14 protein-coding genes are annotated in these 14,212 nt (G+C 72.7%); 5 read left to right on the forward strand and 9 right to left on the reverse strand.

Annotation, left to right across the window (positions count from 1 at the left end; translation table 11 throughout):
• Positions 1 to 106 precede the first annotated feature (106 nt).
• Positions 107 to 514, forward strand: a complete 408-nt coding sequence (locus PH189_RS15880) for an SCP2 sterol-binding domain-containing protein (RefSeq protein ID WP_274189773.1) — start codon at positions 107 to 109, stop codon at positions 512 to 514.
• Complete coding sequence (locus PH189_RS15885; RefSeq protein ID WP_274189774.1) at positions 514 to 2,151, forward strand: class I adenylate-forming enzyme family protein; 1,638 nt, start codon at positions 514 to 516, stop codon at positions 2,149 to 2,151. The genes PH189_RS15880 and PH189_RS15885 overlap by 1 nt, the downstream gene beginning before the upstream one ends.
• A 3-nt stretch (positions 2,152 to 2,154) precedes the next feature.
• On the opposite strand, the gene PH189_RS15890 is transcribed toward PH189_RS15885, so the two are convergent.
• The 6 genes from PH189_RS15890 to PH189_RS15915 all read right to left on the reverse strand — a co-directional run bounded on the left by PH189_RS15890 (position 2,155) and on the right by PH189_RS15915 (position 9,300).
• Positions 2,155 to 2,835: a TetR/AcrR family transcriptional regulator gene (locus PH189_RS15890; protein WP_274189775.1), complete on the reverse strand. Its 681-nt coding sequence runs from the start codon at positions 2,833 to 2,835 to the stop codon at positions 2,155 to 2,157.
• Between the two features lie 66 nt (positions 2,836 to 2,901).
• A complete protein-coding gene (locus PH189_RS15895) occupies positions 2,902 to 4,302 on the reverse strand; it encodes a WS/DGAT/MGAT family O-acyltransferase (RefSeq protein WP_274189776.1) in 1,401 nt (466 codons plus the stop codon).
• A gap of 78 nt (positions 4,303 to 4,380) precedes the next feature.
• On the reverse strand, positions 4,381 to 5,727 hold the full coding sequence (locus PH189_RS15900; RefSeq protein ID WP_274189777.1) for a phytoene desaturase family protein: 1,347 nt from the start codon (positions 5,725 to 5,727) through the stop codon (positions 4,381 to 4,383).
• 29 nt (positions 5,728 to 5,756) lie between these two features.
• Positions 5,757 to 6,929: an acyl-CoA dehydrogenase family protein gene (locus PH189_RS15905; protein ID WP_274189778.1), complete on the reverse strand. Its 1,173-nt coding sequence runs from the start codon at positions 6,927 to 6,929 to the stop codon at positions 5,757 to 5,759.
• Positions 6,926 to 8,176, reverse strand: a complete 1,251-nt coding sequence (locus PH189_RS15910) for an enoyl-CoA hydratase-related protein (protein ID WP_274189779.1) — start codon at positions 8,174 to 8,176, stop codon at positions 6,926 to 6,928. Before PH189_RS15910 ends, PH189_RS15905 begins: the two co-directional genes overlap by 4 nt.
• Positions 8,173 to 9,300: an LLM class flavin-dependent oxidoreductase gene (locus PH189_RS15915; RefSeq protein ID WP_274189780.1), complete on the reverse strand. Its 1,128-nt coding sequence runs from the start codon at positions 9,298 to 9,300 to the stop codon at positions 8,173 to 8,175. The genes PH189_RS15910 and PH189_RS15915 overlap by 4 nt, the downstream gene beginning before the upstream one ends.
• 56 nt (positions 9,301 to 9,356) lie before the next feature.
• On the opposite strand from PH189_RS15915, the gene PH189_RS15920 reads away from it, so the two are divergent.
• Genes PH189_RS15920 through PH189_RS15930 form a run of 3 tightly spaced genes read left to right on the forward strand, consistent with a single transcriptional unit; the run spans position 9,357 to position 12,584 of the window.
• Positions 9,357 to 10,127, forward strand: coding sequence for an SDR family NAD(P)-dependent oxidoreductase (locus PH189_RS15920; RefSeq protein WP_274189781.1), 771 nt, complete (start codon positions 9,357 to 9,359; stop codon positions 10,125 to 10,127).
• Positions 10,128 to 10,165: 38 nt separating this feature from the next.
• Complete coding sequence (locus PH189_RS15925) at positions 10,166 to 10,807, forward strand: TetR/AcrR family transcriptional regulator (protein ID WP_274189782.1); 642 nt, start codon at positions 10,166 to 10,168, stop codon at positions 10,805 to 10,807.
• 55 nt (positions 10,808 to 10,862) lie between these two features.
• On the forward strand, positions 10,863 to 12,584 hold the full coding sequence (locus PH189_RS15930) for an AMP-binding protein (protein ID WP_274189783.1): 1,722 nt from the start codon (positions 10,863 to 10,865) through the stop codon (positions 12,582 to 12,584).
• Positions 12,585 to 12,588: 4 nt separating this feature from the next.
• On the opposite strand, the gene PH189_RS15935 is transcribed toward PH189_RS15930, so the two are convergent.
• Genes PH189_RS15935 through PH189_RS15945 form a run of 3 tightly spaced genes read right to left on the reverse strand, consistent with a single transcriptional unit; the run spans position 12,589 to position 14,212 of the window.
• Positions 12,589 to 12,846: a cytochrome C oxidase subunit IV family protein gene (locus PH189_RS15935; protein WP_274189784.1), complete on the reverse strand. Its 258-nt coding sequence runs from the start codon at positions 12,844 to 12,846 to the stop codon at positions 12,589 to 12,591.
• A 5-nt stretch (positions 12,847 to 12,851) separates the two neighbouring features.
• On the reverse strand, positions 12,852 to 13,451 hold the full coding sequence (locus PH189_RS15940) for a cytochrome c oxidase subunit 3 (protein ID WP_274189785.1): 600 nt from the start codon (positions 13,449 to 13,451) through the stop codon (positions 12,852 to 12,854).
• Positions 13,448 to 14,212: a hypothetical protein gene (locus tag PH189_RS15945; protein WP_274189786.1), complete on the reverse strand. Its 765-nt coding sequence runs from the start codon at positions 14,210 to 14,212 to the stop codon at positions 13,448 to 13,450. The genes PH189_RS15940 and PH189_RS15945 overlap by 4 nt, the downstream gene beginning before the upstream one ends.

Here is a 14,212-nt window from a genome sequence, read left to right on the forward strand (position 1 = left end):
GATTCTAATCCATCTTCGAAGTTCTGGCTCCCTCACACGCATGGGGTTGTGCCCCGATCTACTGCAGGATAAAAAAGTGGTCCGGATCCCTGGAGATGGAGGCACCATGCCCGGCTTCGCCGACGAGGACGAGCTCAACCGCTACGTGGGTGGCATCTTCGAGGCGGCGATGGCCGACCCGGAGACGGGACCGAAGCTCGCTGACACCGGCCTCGTACTCCGGATGGAGTGCACCGATCCGGAGAGCAACCTGACGATCGACCTGCCGGGCAAGGTCGTCCACCAGGGCCTCGACGGGCCGGAGCCGGGCGCCACGATGGTCATGTCGACGGAGACGGCGAACGCCTACTGGCAGGGCAAGGTGAACCTCCCGTTCGCCATGGCCCGCGGCAAGGTCAAGGTGAAGGGCGAGATGTCGAAGCTGCTCGCGCTGGCCCCGCTGTCGAAGAAGCTCTTCCCGACCTACGTCGAGACCCTCAAGCGCGACGGCCGCGACGACCTCGTGGTGACCTGATGACGCTCGATCGTCCGCCGGTCGCGGCCTCGACCACCGAGCGCACCCTGGAACGGTCGCGGTGGGACCGCGACGAGGCGGTCCCGCTGGCCGAGGCCACGATCGGGGGGCTCCTCGCCGACCGCGCCGAGCACCAGCCGGACGCCCCCGCCCTGATCGGCCGCCGCCACGGGGACTCCGCGGAGCAGCGCTACACCTACGGCGAGCTGTTCACCGAGGCGCGCGTCGTCGCCGCGGCGCTCCTGCGCGTCGCCGAGCCCGGCGACCACGTCGCCCTCCTCGCCCCGAACGTCGTCGAGTGGCCGGTGATCGAGTACGGCGCCGCGCTCGCCGGGGTGGTCCTGGTGGCGCTGAACCCGGCCCTCGGACCGCACGAGCTGACCCACGCGCTGACGCTCTCGCGCGCCTCGGTGCTCCTGCACGCCGACACGAGCCGTGACATCGACCTCGCCGGCCGGGTCGCGCAGATCCGGAGCGACCTGCCCGACCTGCGCGAGACGATCAGCCTCGCGGACACCGACCGCCTGCGGGCCGACCCCACCGGCCCGCTCGACCGGGCCACGCCGACCACGCCGGCGATGATGCAGTTCACCTCGGGCACCACCGGCAAGCCCAAGGGCGTGCTGCTCGCGCACCGCTCGCTCGTGAACAACGCGCGCTTCACCGTCATCACGGCCGAGGTCCCGGCGGGCACCGCCGCCATCGCCCCGCTGCCGATGTTCCACACCGCCGCCTGCGTCATCTCGACGCTCGGTCCGACATGGCTGGGCGGGGCCCAGGTCCTCATCGAGAAGTTCGACCCGGGCGACGTCCTGCGGACGATGGTCGCCGAGGACGCCTCGGTGCTGTTCAGCGTGCCGACCGTCCTCGGCGCCGTCCTCGAGGCCGCGCGCCGGACCGAGGGGCCCGTCCCCCAGCTCGAGGCCGTGCTCGTCGGTGCGTCGACGGTGCCCGGGAGCATGATCGAGGCCGTCGAGCAGACCTTCGGCGCGTCCGTGCACAACCTGTTCGGGCAGACCGAGCTGTCCCCCGTGCTGTCGCTGACCCGCCGCTCCGACAGCCGTGAGGACCTCGTCACCAAGGTCGGCCGGCCCCTGCCGCACACCGACGCCCAGATCGTCGACGCGACCACCGGTGAAGTGCTCCCGATCGGGGTGCAGGGCGAGATCTGTGCGCGCGGGTACGGCCAGATGATCGAGTACTACGACGACCCGGACGCCACGGCCACCACCGTCGACCCGGAGGGTTGGCTCCACACCGGCGACCTCGGGACCATGGACGCCCGCGGCCTGATCACCGTCACCGGGCGCTTGAAGGAGATCATCATCCGGGGCGGGGAGAACATCGCGCCCGCCGAGATCGAGGTGGCGCTCGCCGGCCACCCCGAGGTCCTCCAGTCTGCGGTGGTGGGACTCCCCGACGACCACTGGGGCGAGATCGTCGGGGCGGCCGTGGTGGTGCGCGAGCCGGGGGCCGACGGCGTCGAGGGCCGCCTGGAGGAGTTCTGCCGGGAGCGGCTGGCGAAGTACAAGGTGCCGGCCCGCTGGTTCGTGGTCGACGAGCTGCCGACCACGGCGTCCGGGAAGGTGCAGAAGTTCGCCCTGCGCGACCAGCTGCTCAGCGGCGAGCCGTCCTGACCGCTACCAGAGGGTGCCCCCGAGCAGCATCGCGAACTGGTCGACGACCGACTCCAGCTGCTCGTGGGTCCCGACGAAACCGGCGTACAGCCCCATCCCCCACATGATCGCCAAGAGCATCTCGGTGACGGCGGGGACGTCGAGGTCCTCGCGCACCTGACCGGCGGCGATCCCCTCCTCGAGGATCGAGCGGGTGAACGTGCGCAGCGCCTCGAGCTGGCCTTCGGCGTGGTCCGCCAGCTCCGGGTGACGCACCGCGTCGAGCAGGGACGAGGTGATGAAGCGGGCGAACGACCGGTCCTGGGAATCGACGTCGGCCGCGGCGTGCAGGAACGCGGACAGCCGCACCGACACGTCCGGGTCGGGGGTCGCGCTCAGGATGCCCGCGGTGACCACGCGGTCCTGGGTGGAGGCGAACACGGCGTCGTAGAGCGCGCGCTTGCCCGGGAAGTAGTGGTTGACGGCGGGGCGGGTCAGCCCCGCCCGCTCGGCGATCTCCCGGAAGGTCGTGCGGTCGTAGCCCAGCTCGCCGAAAGCCTCGCGAGCGGTCCGCAGGATGATCTCTTCGGTGCTGGGCCCGTCGGTGGCCGGCGGGCGGCCGCGCCGCCTCGGGGCCGGCTCGTCGGAGACCGCCCCGGCCGGATCCTCCTGGGCCGCCTCGTCCTGCGCCGGTGATCGCACCACCACTCCGACGGTACCAAGGCCATCCGGAGCGGCACCTCGGGACGATCATGGTCCCGCGTGTCGGGGTCAGGCCGGCGCGTCCAGGTCCGCGGTCTCCTTCTCCAGGTCGGCGAGCGCGGTCTCCAGGTGGACCAGGAGGCGCTGGAGGCGCGGCACCGACCGGTGGCACCCCGTGATCCCGAACGCCATGCGTTCCGCGTACGGGATGATCGTGATGTTGAGGGCCTGACCGTCGAGCACCATCGAGATCGGGTAGTTGTCGGTGAGCTCGCAGCCGTCGAGGTAGAGCGTCTCCCGCGCTGCCGGCACCGTCGAGATGATCAAGTTGAACGGCGGGCGCGGGAGCCGCGGGAGCCCGGGCACCGAGATCGGCACCGCCCCGCCCATCGTCAGCGCGCTCACGGTGGACGCCGACACCGGGTCCAGCGACGCCATCAGGTCCTTGCTGCGCCGCATCGAGGAGTGGACCGCACCCACGCGCGCCAGGGGGTCGTCGACGTCGGTGGCCAGCCCGCACAGCACCGCGGCCCACGCGTTGCCCTCACGCGCCGCCCCGTGGGGATCGGTGCCCTCGAGGGAGACCGGGACCATTCCGACGAGGGGCTCGTCGGGCAGCTCCCCGCGCTCGTCCAGGTAGGTGCGCAGGGCCCCGGCACACATCGCGAGCGCCACGTCGTTCGACGTCGTGCCGGTGCGCCGGGCCACCGACCGCAGACGGTCCACCGGCCAGGAGTCGCCGGCGAAGCGCCGCGCCGAGCTGACCGGGCCGTTCAGACGCGTCGCGGGCGCGTCGTAGGGCAGGGCCACGCTCTGCTCGCGGAGCGCCGTGTACCCGGCGTCGGCCAACGACGGCAGCGACCGGGCCACGGACCCGACCGCGTCGACGACCCCGCGTGCCGTCTCGCCCCACGAGCTCTCCGGCCGCGGCGTGCGGGGCACGCCCCGCTGCGCGGGCGGCGTCATCCACGGGGCCGTCCCGCCCCGGGCCGACGGGTCGGTCGAGAGGCCGCCGAGCAGGTGCCGGCCCATGTTGACGCCGTCGAAGCTCGCGTGGTGCATCTTCGTGCACAGCGCGAACCGGCCGTCGGCGAGACCTTCGACGAGATGGGCCTCCCACAGCGGCCGGTCGCGGGCCAGCGGGACGCCGTGCCACTCACCCAGGTGCTCGAAGAGCTCCCGGACACGGCCCGGCCGGGGCAGGCCGACGCGGTGGACGTGCAGCGCCATGTCAATATCGTCGTCGACGACCCAGGCGAACTGGCCCGCCGTGCTCCACGACCGGACCGGGCGCCGCCGGAACGAGCGCTTCACGTGCTCCGGATCGGTCATCCCCTCGTGGAGGGCGTCGAGCAGCTCCGGGCCGGCCCCCTCGGGCGGTCGGAAGAGCTGCAGCGCGATGACGTGGCTGGGACTGCCGGGCCCCTCGCCCCACAGGTACACCGCGTCCATGGCCGGTACGAGTTGCACGGGTCGCCCCCGGGAGGTCGCGAATTTTCGAACCCCCATTCAAACATGCCGGAGCGCGCGGCGGCATGCCCGATCGGTTCAGGTCCGCGCGCCTGCCGGGAAGCGGGCCGCGATCTCGTCGACCACCAGCCACGCGGTCTCGGCGCAGGCGGTGGTGCCGCCGTTGGCGTACTGCTTCACCGCGTCACCGACGTTCCAGAGGTTGCCGATCGGGGTGGAGTGCGGGATGTCGAAGCCTGCCACCGCCCGCTGGGGCGGCCAGCCGTCGCGCCACACGCTCGTGGAGAGCACCCGCGCGTGGTCGGCGAACCCGGGGATCTGCTCGCGCAGGTCCTCGTGCAGCAGCGCGGTCTCGGCGGCCTCGTCGAAGGCGCCGGTCGCGGGCTCGGGGACCGAGGTGCCGTTGTAGAGGTGCCAGCCCTCGGGCGCCATCTCCGGACAGGTCGCGGTGAAGTTCGCGACGTAGGCCATCCGCCGTGTGGTGGCGAAGCTGAGCATCCCCGGCGCCTCGATCAGCGGCGTCCGGCTGGCGAAGTTGACGACGATCATCGCGCACGGCGTCGTGTCGACGGTCGCCACGTAGTCGGCGGGCAGGCGGTCGCGGCCGATCAGGTCGGCGGTCGCGGCGGGCCCGGCGTCGCTGACCACGAGACGGCAGGCGATCTCAACCGTCTCCCCCGGGCGCGTGGCGGTGGCCCCGGTGACCGTGCCGTCGGCGCCGAGGGCGAGGCCGCGGACCTCGCTGTCGAGCCAGACCTCGCCGCCGTTCCCCTCGACGACGTCGGCCAGCGCGCGCCAGACCCCGATCGTCCCCTCCGGGCAGAAGCCGAACTTCTTGAACGCGCTGCGCCGGGTGAAGTAGGTCAGGAAGACCTTGGCGGGCAGATCCTCCGAGCTCACCGCGAAGATCGACCCGCACATGTTCCGGAAGATCCCGTGGACCTTCTCGTTCGTCGTGTAGCGGCGCAGCCACTCCGCGGTCGAGATCCCGGCCTCGGGCAGGCCGTCGTCGGTGCGTGCGGCGCCGAGGCCCTCGAGCACCTTGGCGCCCTGCCGGGTGATCTTCGAGAGCAGGAAGCCCCAGCCGCCGCCGGTGACGTCGACGTCCTTGCCACCGATCCGGTAGAGCAGCGGCGGCGACGGGCGCCGGACGTCGAACCGGGCGCCGACCTCGGCGAAGGTCTCCTCGGTGACCCCTCCGACCTCGATCACGATCGCGCCGTTGTTGACCGTGAAGCCGTCGATGTCCTCGCTCGAGGCCCGCCCGCCGACGCGGTCGAGGCGTTCCACCACGAGGGTGCGGTAGCCGCGGTGCGACAGCAGGGCGGCGGTGAACAGCCCGCCCGCACCGGCCCCGATCACGAGAGCGTCGAAGGTCTTCTCCGGGGTCGTCTTCTCCGGGGCCGTCTTGTCCGTGACAGTCATCGACGTTCTCCGATTCTCGGGGAGGTTGCTCAGTACGACGCGGGGAGCCCGAGGCTGCGCTGGGCCACGAAGTTGAGGACCATCTCGCGGCTGACCGGCGCGGTCTTGAGCATGCGGGCGAGGAACCAGTAGTCGGAGAGCCCGTACTCGAGCGCCAGGCCGTTGCCACCGTGGGTCTGCATGGCCTGGTCCAGCGCCTTGAGCGACGCGTCGGCGGCGGCGAACTTCGCGATGTTGGACGCCTCCGCGGCGTCCTCGCCCGCGTCGAACAGCTCGGCCGCCCGGGCGGCCACCAGCCGGGCCTGGGTGACGGCGATGTAGCACTCGGCGAGCGGGTGGGCGACGCCCTGATGGGCGCCGATCGCCGCGCCCTTCCACACCGAGCGCTCGTTGGCGTACGCGGCAGCCTTCTCCAGCGCGTAGAGCGCGATGCCGTTCGAGATCGCCGCCGCGGTGATGCGCTCCGGGTTGAGACCGGAGAACACCTGGCGCAGGCCGTGGCCGTCCTCGCCGATCAAGGCCTCGGGGCCGACGGGGACGTCGTCCAGGAACACGGTGAACTGGTGCTCGGGCTGCACCAGCGCGGCCTCGATGTGGGTCCAGGTGAGGCCGGGGCTGTGGGTGGGCACGATGAACAGCGACAGCGGCTTCCGCGCGCCCTGCGACCCGGCAGACCCCGACCGCGCCACGACGAGCACCGCGTCGGCCTCGTCGATGCCCGAGGTCCAGTACTTGGTGCCCGAGAGACGCCAGCCCTCGCCGTCCGGGTGGGCGGTGGTGGTGATCTCGTGGCTGTTGGAGCCGGCGTCCGGCTCGGTGATCGCGAAGGCCATCTTGGTCGATCCGTCGGCGATGCCGGGGAGCCAGCGCGCCTTGAGCTCGGGGGAACCGTGCCGGGCGATGATCGTGCCGCAGATCGCCGGGGAGATCACCGTCATCAGCAGTGGGCACCCGGCCGCCGAGGCCGCCTCGACGACCACCGACAGGTCGGCCAGCGTGCCGCCTCCGCCGCCGTACTCCTCGGGAAGGTGCACCCCCAGGAACCCGGCCGCTCCGAGATCGGACCACAGATCGGTCGGCTGCTCGTGACGCCGCGAGCGCTCGGCGAAGTAGGTGTGCCCGTAGGCGCCGACGAGCTTGGCGACGCTCGCGCGCAGCTCGGCGTGCTCGGCACTCTCCGGGACGATGACGGACCTGTTCACGGGTGCTCCTGCTCTCCGGTGGGGGTTCGGCGGCCGCGGAACGCGGGGCGGCGGCGTGCCCGGAAGGCGGCGATGCCCTCCGCGGCGTCGTCGCTCGCCCCGGCCGCGCTCATCTCGGTGACCTCGGCGGCGGCCTGCGCGGCCAGGTCGGCATCCGCCGAGTCCCGCAGGAGCCGCTTCATCCGGCCGAACGCCTGGGTGGGGCCGGCGGCAAGATGCTCGGCGAGGGCACGGGCGCGGTCCTCGACCTCGCCGGCGGGCCGCGCCTCGGTGACCACGCCCCACTCCAGAGCCTCGCGGCCCGAGAGGACCCGGTTGAGCAGGAACAGCTCCTGCGCCCGCCGCAGCCCCACCACTCGTGGCAGGTACCAGCTGTTGAGCCCGTCGGAGGCCAGGCCGATCGCGGCGTAGCCGAGAGCGAACTTGGCGTCCTCGGCGGCGACCACGACATCGGCCACGTGGACGAGGCCCAGGCCGCCCCCGGCGGCCGCCCCGCGCACCGCGGCCACCACGGGGGCGTCGAGCTCGGTGAGCCGAGCCAGGGCGAGGTGGTAGACGTCGATCATCTGCCGCAGCCGCGCCGGGAGCTCCGCACGGTCGAGGGCACCGAACAGTGCGAGGTCGCCGCCCGTGGTGAACGTCGGCCCGGCCCCGCAGAGCAGGACCGCGCGCACCGCGGGGTCCTCCCCCGTGCGGAACACCGCCTCGTAGAGGTCCTCGACCAGCGTCGGGTCGATCGCGTTGCCGTCGTCCGGTCGGTTCAGCTGGATCGTCGCCACACCGGTCGTGTCGACCTCGTGCTCGACGACCCGCAGCCGGCGTCGGCCGGCGGGGACGGGAGGGCCCGGGGTCAGTGCCTGCGCCCACCGCGACGAGTCGGTGTACTGCCGCAGGCCCGCGATCCGTCCCTCGGCGAAGTCCAGGACGTGGGCGAATGCGGCGTCGAGGACACCCTCGCCCTCCCGCGCCGATCCGGTGTACCGCCCGAGCACGAGCATGCCACCCTCGGCCAGAGGGGCGAACCGCTCGGGCTCGGCGCGCGCCCGGTAGTGCCGGCCGATCGACCACCAGAAGTCGCGGGCCATCGCCTCCGGGCCGAGGTGGGTGCCGCCGAGGCTCAGCGGTAGCCCCTCGGTGGTCTCGCCGACGAACTGCGGGTGCAGGAGCGTCCTGAGGGTCTCGGCGTCCCCGCCGGCGAGCGCGGCGTACAGCCGCCGCGCCAGATCCTCCTCGGTCGCGCCGCTCATGCGGTGGGCGCCAGGACCGGCACGCCACCGAGCTCGCGATGGGTGTCGATCGCGTGCAGGCGGGGCAGGACGTCGCAGGCGTAGACGTCGGCGTTGCGCGCCGCGACGTCGGCGGGCATGCCCCCGAAGCCGAGCACGTTGACGACGCCGCCGGCGTCGAGGGCCCGCACCCGCTCCACGGTCTGCTCGACGAGCTCCTCGGGGGTGCCGCCCATCTGCAGGTCGGCGAGGAAGCGGTTGAAGGCCGGCAGCCCGTGCTTGGTGATGTTGCGCCGCAGCCCGGCGTAGTACTCGTAGCCCGGCTCGGTCTCCAGCCGGGGGTTGGTGAACTCGTAGTGCTCGATCGTCGATCGGGCATAGGCCGTCGCGTACTCGTCGTGCAGCGCGCGGGCGCGGCCCGGATCGGGGTCGACGGTCGTGAAGTTGACCAGGACCGGCGCCGGGGGCTCGTATCCGTGGAGCGCGGCGAAGAGCTCCCGGTACGCCGCGGTCTCGCGCACGGTCGTGTCCCACGGCTTCTGCGCGATGAGGATGAGGCCGAACCCCAGCCGCGCGACGATCTCCGCCGATTCCGGGGACACCGCGGCGGCGTAGGTCCGCCCGCGGAACGACGCCGTCGGCGCGGGGTGCACCTCGGCGCGGGGCTGCCGGTAGAGCTCTCCGTCGTACTCGAGCACGCCCGTGTCGAGTGCACGCGCCACGGCGGTGGCGTGCTCGACGAAGCGGACCCGCGAGTCACCCATCGGGACGCGGAAGGCGTCGAACTCGATCGAGCCCAGACCCCGGCCCAGTCCGAGCAGCGCCCGGCCCCCGGATACGAGGTCGAGCCAGGCGGTCTCCTCGGCGACGCGGACGGGGTCGTGCCACGGCAGCACGGTGACCATCGTGCCCAGCCGCACGCGCGTCGTGCGCGCCGCGACCCAGGTCAGGAACTGGGTCGGGTTCGGCATCATGTGGTAGCGCGTGAAGTGGTGCTCGGCGGTCCACACCGAGTCGAATCCGCGCGGCTCCGCCTGGTCGGCGAGGGCCAGGTGATCGCGGACCACGGCACCGTCGTCGCGCTCGTCGAGCCCCTGGAAGAAGACTCCCGTCCCGACGTGCACGTGGTTCCCTTCGGTCGACATTTTCTAGTACTTACTAGAACATGCAGGTCGAGCCGGGGCAAGGGGTGGAGGAACGCGTGACGGACGACGACCGACGGTGGGTCCTGGTCGGCGGCGGGTCGGGCGGCATCGGTGCCGCGGTGTGCCGCGCGCTCGCCGCGGACGGGTGGGACGTGGCGGTCACCCACCGCACGGGCAGGGAGGCAGCGGAGCAGGTCGCCGACGAGGTACGGACCCGCGGCGGGCGCGCGACGACCGTGCCGGTCGACCTCACTGACGCCGGAGCGGTCGCTGCCGCGCTCGACGCCGTCGAGTCCAGGGGCCTGCTCGGCGGCGTCGTCTACGCGGCCGGCCCGCCCATCCCGATGGCGTACATCAGCGCCACGGACCCGCGGCGGTTCCGTGCGGTCATGGAGGGTGACGCCGTCGCCTGCTACACGCTGCTGCAGGCCGCGATCGCCCCGCTCCGCCGCAGCCGCGGTGCGATGTGCGCGGTGAGCACGCCCGCAGTCCGGATGCACGCCAAGAAGGACCTGCTGTCCTCGGCGCCCAAGGCGGCGATCGAGGCCGTCGTCCGCGGGATCGCGGTCGAGGAGGGCCGCTTCGGTGTCCGCGCCAACGCCGTGGCCGTGGGCCTCCTCGAAGGCCCGGGCATGTGGGACGCGCTCGTGGAGAGCGGCGCGTACACCGAGCAGACCCTCGCCCGGGCCCGCGACAACCTCGCCCTGCGGCGCTTCGGGCACGCCGACGACGTCGCCGAGGCGGTGCGCTTCCTGCTCTCCCAGCGCGCGGGCTGGATCACCGGGCAGGTGCTCGGGGTCGACGGCGGCTTCGGGCTCGGGGCGTGACCCCTCCCGCCCGGTCCGGGAGACCTAGCATGACCGCCGTGCCCCCACGGAGCCCCCGCGTGCCCGGCACCGGCGACCAGGACACCAAGTCGGCGCGCACACGGCGCCGCATCCTCGAGTCCGCCGCGCACGTCCTGAGCCGTCGCGGCTACGCCGGCACGCGGATGGCCGAGATCGCCGACCTCGCCGACCTCCGCCTCCCGGCGATCTACTACTACTTCCCCACCCGTGACGCGATCGTCGAGGAGGTCACGATCACCGGCGTCCGCCGGACCCGGGAGCACGTGGTCGCCGCGCTCGACGCGCTCGACGCGACGGCGACGCCGACCGACCGGATCTGCACGGCCGCATCGGCGCACCTGGAGATGCTGCTGCGCGAGTCGGACTTCGCGGCGGCGGCGATGCGAAACGCCGCCCAGCTCCCCGAGGAGCTCCGCGCCGCGGGGCTGGCCGAGGAACGGCGCTACGGCGAGCTGTGGCGCGAGCTGTTCGCCGAGGCCGCCCGCGCCGGCGAGCTCGACGCCGGCCTCGATCCCCGGGGCGCCCGGATGCTCGTCCTCGGCGCGCTCAACTGGGCGCCCGACTGGTGGGACCCCGCCCGCGGCACGCTGGACGACATCCAGGAGACGGCGCGGCGGCTGGTGCGCAACGCCCTGGGTGGCCCTTGTCAGCAGTTTTGAGTAGAGGCTAAATTCTGCCGGGTCGGGGGCCGAGGGCGACGACACGGAGACGACGATGACGAGCACGGACCTCGAGGAGCGCCGGGCGGCCCTGCGGGAGCGGTTCGCGACGTGGACGCCCATGACCCTCGACGCGCGACTGGAGGCGTGCGCGACCGAGTTCGCCGACCGCCCGTTCGTCATCACCGACGACCGCACCCTCACCTACGCCGAGACGGCGGCCTGGGTCGCCGAGCTCGCGGACGGGCTCGCCGCCCTCGGCGTCCGCTCCGGCGACCGGGTGGGCCTGGTGATGGCCAACTACCTCGAGTTCGTGCCGCTGAAGTTCGCGATCGCCCGGGCCGGCGCAGTCGCGATCCCGTTCAACTACCTCTACCGGACCGAGGAGCTGCACTACGTCCTCGAGCAGTCGGGGTGCCACGTCCTCGTCACGATGACCGGGTTCGCGAGCCTCGACCAGCTCGGGATGCTGGACGAGATCGCGCCCGGTTGGGACACCGGGAGCCAGCGGGCACTGCCCGAGCTGCGCGACGTCGTCGTCCTGTCCACCGACGGGCGCACCCGCGACGGCGTGCGCACCGTCGACGACCTCGCTGCACTCGGACGCGCCCACCCCGGCGGCGCCGGCCCCGACGCGGGCACCCGGGCACAGCCCGACGACCTCGCCGACATCCTCTACACGTCGGGTACCACGGGCTCGCCCAAGGGCGTGCTGATCACCCACGACGCCACGCAGCGCACGGGCTACGCCTCGGCGCTGACCCGGGCGTTCGAGGACGGGCGGCGCATCCTCTTCTCGCTGCCCTGCTACCACATGTTCGGCTACGTCGAGGGGCTGATGGCCGCGATGATGGTCGGCGGGGCGATCATCCCGCAGACCGCCTTCGACCCCGGCCGCTACCTCGCAGGCGTCGAACGCCACCGGGCCACCGACATCCTGTGCGTCCCGACGATGACGGTGGCGCTGCTCGAGCACCCCGACGTCGCGATGCGGGACCTGTCGTCGCTGCGGGCGATCCTCTCGGGCGCGGCGCCCGCCCCGGTCTGGCTCTGGGAGAAGGTGCGCGACGGACTCGGCGTCTCCGAGATCGTCACCGGCTACGGCATGACCGAGCAGGGCGGCGCGATGACCCTCTCGCTGCCCGAGGACCCGCTCGAGGTCATGTCCAGCACGGTCGGGCGGGTCAAGATCGCGGGAGCCGCGGGCATCCCGGAGCGGGACGGCGACCTCACCGAGTTCCGGACGATCGACGTTGTCACCGGCGAGCACCTGCCCGACGGTGAGGAGGGCGAGCTGATCGCCCGGGGCCCCACCAACATGCTCGGGTTCTGGCGCAAGCCGGAAGAGACCGCACTGGCGCTGGGCGAGGACCACTGGGTGCGCTCGGGCGACCTCGGCATCGCCCGCGCCGACCGCTACCTGGAGCTGACCGGACGGAGCAAGGAGCTCTACAAGTCCGGCGGGGAGCTCGTGATGCCCAAGGAGGTCGAGGAGGTGCTCTCCCGGCACCCCGGGGTGAGCCAGGCGTACGCCGTGGGCGTCGCGGACGACCGCTGGGGCGAGATCGGGGTCGCGTGGGTCGTGGCGAAGCCGGGGGTCGACGTCACCGCTGAGGACCTCATCGAGCTGTGCCGGGCCGAGCTCGCCCGGTTCAAGGTGCCCAAGCGGGTGCTCTTCCTCGCCGCCACCGAGCTGCCGACGACCCCCACCGGCAAGGTCCAGAAGTTCCGGCTCTCCCGGATGGCGGCCGAGCAGGTGGCGCCGGCGGCACCGTGATTCCTCAGGAGAGCAGGAGGATCCCGGCCAGCACGACGGGCACGACCACCACGTAGCCGTCGAACAGCCGCCGCAGGATCGCCGGGGCGTCGCGCAGCTCCATGAAGTGGCGGCCGACGAGCCACACCTTGACGAAAGCGAGGACGAGCACCGCGACGATCGCGGCCGCCCCGGCGCCGAGTCCCAGGTGGATCGCCACCGACACCGCCGTAGCGATGATCAGGGCCGCCCAGACGGTGACGAGGGTTCGCGTTGGGTCCATGTCCGTCATCCCAGCGTGTAGAGGAGGCCGAAGAGCACGAGCCAGAGCAGGTCGACCATGTGCCAGTAGCCGGCCCCGCTCTCGACGAGGCCCATCTCGTGGCGTGTGGGCGCCGTGCGCCGCACGATCCGGAGCACGCCCGCGAGCACACCGAGCCCGATCACCACGTGCAGCAGGTGCAGCCCGGTGAAGCAGAAGTAGTAGAGGAAGAAGTCGCTCGAGCGCGCGGTGTGCCCGGCGGCGACGAGGTCGGTGTACTCGACGGCCTTGACGGCGACGAACACCACCGCGCCCGCCATGGTCGCGAGAACCAGCGACGCGGCCCGCCGCGGGCGGCCCGCCCGGGCGGCGTGGACGGCCAGCGCCATCGTCAGCGAGCTCGTCACGAGGACGACGGTGTTCACCACGCCCAGCCAGAGGTGCAGCACGTCCTGGGCGACGGCGTAGCCCGCGGGGTCCTGGGCGTGCACGAGCGCGAGGACGGCGAAGCAGACGGCGAACACGACCATGTCGCCGAGCACGAAGATCCAGATGCCGGCCTCGCCGGGCATGTGCTCCCCGTCGTCGGCGATGACCCGGTCGGGCTCCGTCCGCACCCCGGTCACGCGGCCTCCGCGCGCAGCCGGGCCCGCAGCACCGTGAACATGACGAGGAACCAGCCCCCGAACACCGTGGCCACCACCCAGAAGACGAGCAGGCCGTTCCACGCGAAGGCGCCGCCGTGGAAGAAGATCAGCAGCAGGCCGGGGAGCGTCAGGAAGGCGGTCCAGAGGTTGTAGAAGCCGAGCCAGCGCGGGAGCCGCGGCCGGTCCGGGTCCTGCATCAGCACGGCCACCCCAATGGCGACGGCCTGGACGAGGAACGGGACCAGGTTGCCGATGAAGGGGATGAAGGCCATGTCGTGGAGCGCCTGGGTGATCTCGGGATCGCGCCCGGGCCGGTAGGCGGCGGCCATCCAGACGATCGCCGGGGCCGATACGGCAGCGACCCCGAGCGTCCCGCCCATCACCTGGAGGAGCGCCAACGGACGCGCCCCCGGAATCCTGCGGAGCTGGTGGTGGATCGCGGCGACGAGCCCCGCGGACACCCCGCCGCCGAGGAAGACCACGATGAACCCGAGCCGCTTGAGGTCGGGGTTCTGGGCGTACATCGCCGCCACCTCGGCCGCCGTCATCCCCGGTGCGGGCGGGGGCACCCAGCCTGCGAGCAGGAGGCCCCCGAAGAGCAGGACGACGAACAGCGGCGCGCTCCACACACACCACTGCTGCACGCGGAGCTCGGTGAGCCCGCGCGGCCCGGCGGAGTCGGGGACGGTGTCGACCGTCGCGTCGGCCGTGGTCGCGGCTCGCACCCTGAGATCGGTCAT

Origin of the sequence: Actinomycetospora chibensis (assembly GCF_028737215.1) — a bacterium.
GTDB lineage: Bacteria > Actinomycetota > Actinomycetes > Mycobacteriales > Pseudonocardiaceae > Actinomycetospora > Actinomycetospora chibensis.

Bases quoted from the DNA above. Each gene is read 5' to 3' on its own strand.
- PH189_RS15935 (WP_274189784.1), bottom strand. From the start codon at position 12,846: ATGGACCCAACGCGAACCCTCGTCACCGTCTGGGCGGCCCTGATCATC.
- PH189_RS15880 (WP_274189773.1), top strand. From the start codon at position 107: ATGCCCGGCTTCGCCGACGAGGACGAGCTCAACCGCTACGTGGGTGGC.
- PH189_RS15915 (WP_274189780.1), bottom strand. From the start codon at position 9,300: ATGTCGACCGAAGGGAACCACGTGCACGTCGGGACGGGAGTCTTCTTC.
- PH189_RS15945 (WP_274189786.1), bottom strand. From the start codon at position 14,212: ATGACCGATCTCAGGGTGCGAGCCGCGACCACGGCCGACGCGACGGTC.
- PH189_RS15930 (WP_274189783.1), top strand. From the start codon at position 10,863: ATGACGAGCACGGACCTCGAGGAGCGCCGGGCGGCCCTGCGGGAGCGG.
- PH189_RS15900 (WP_274189777.1), bottom strand. From the start codon at position 5,727: ATGACTGTCACGGACAAGACGGCCCCGGAGAAGACGACCCCGGAGAAG.
- PH189_RS15910 (WP_274189779.1), bottom strand. From the start codon at position 8,176: ATGAGCGGCGCGACCGAGGAGGATCTGGCGCGGCGGCTGTACGCCGCG.
- PH189_RS15885 (WP_274189774.1), top strand. From the start codon at position 514: ATGACGCTCGATCGTCCGCCGGTCGCGGCCTCGACCACCGAGCGCACC.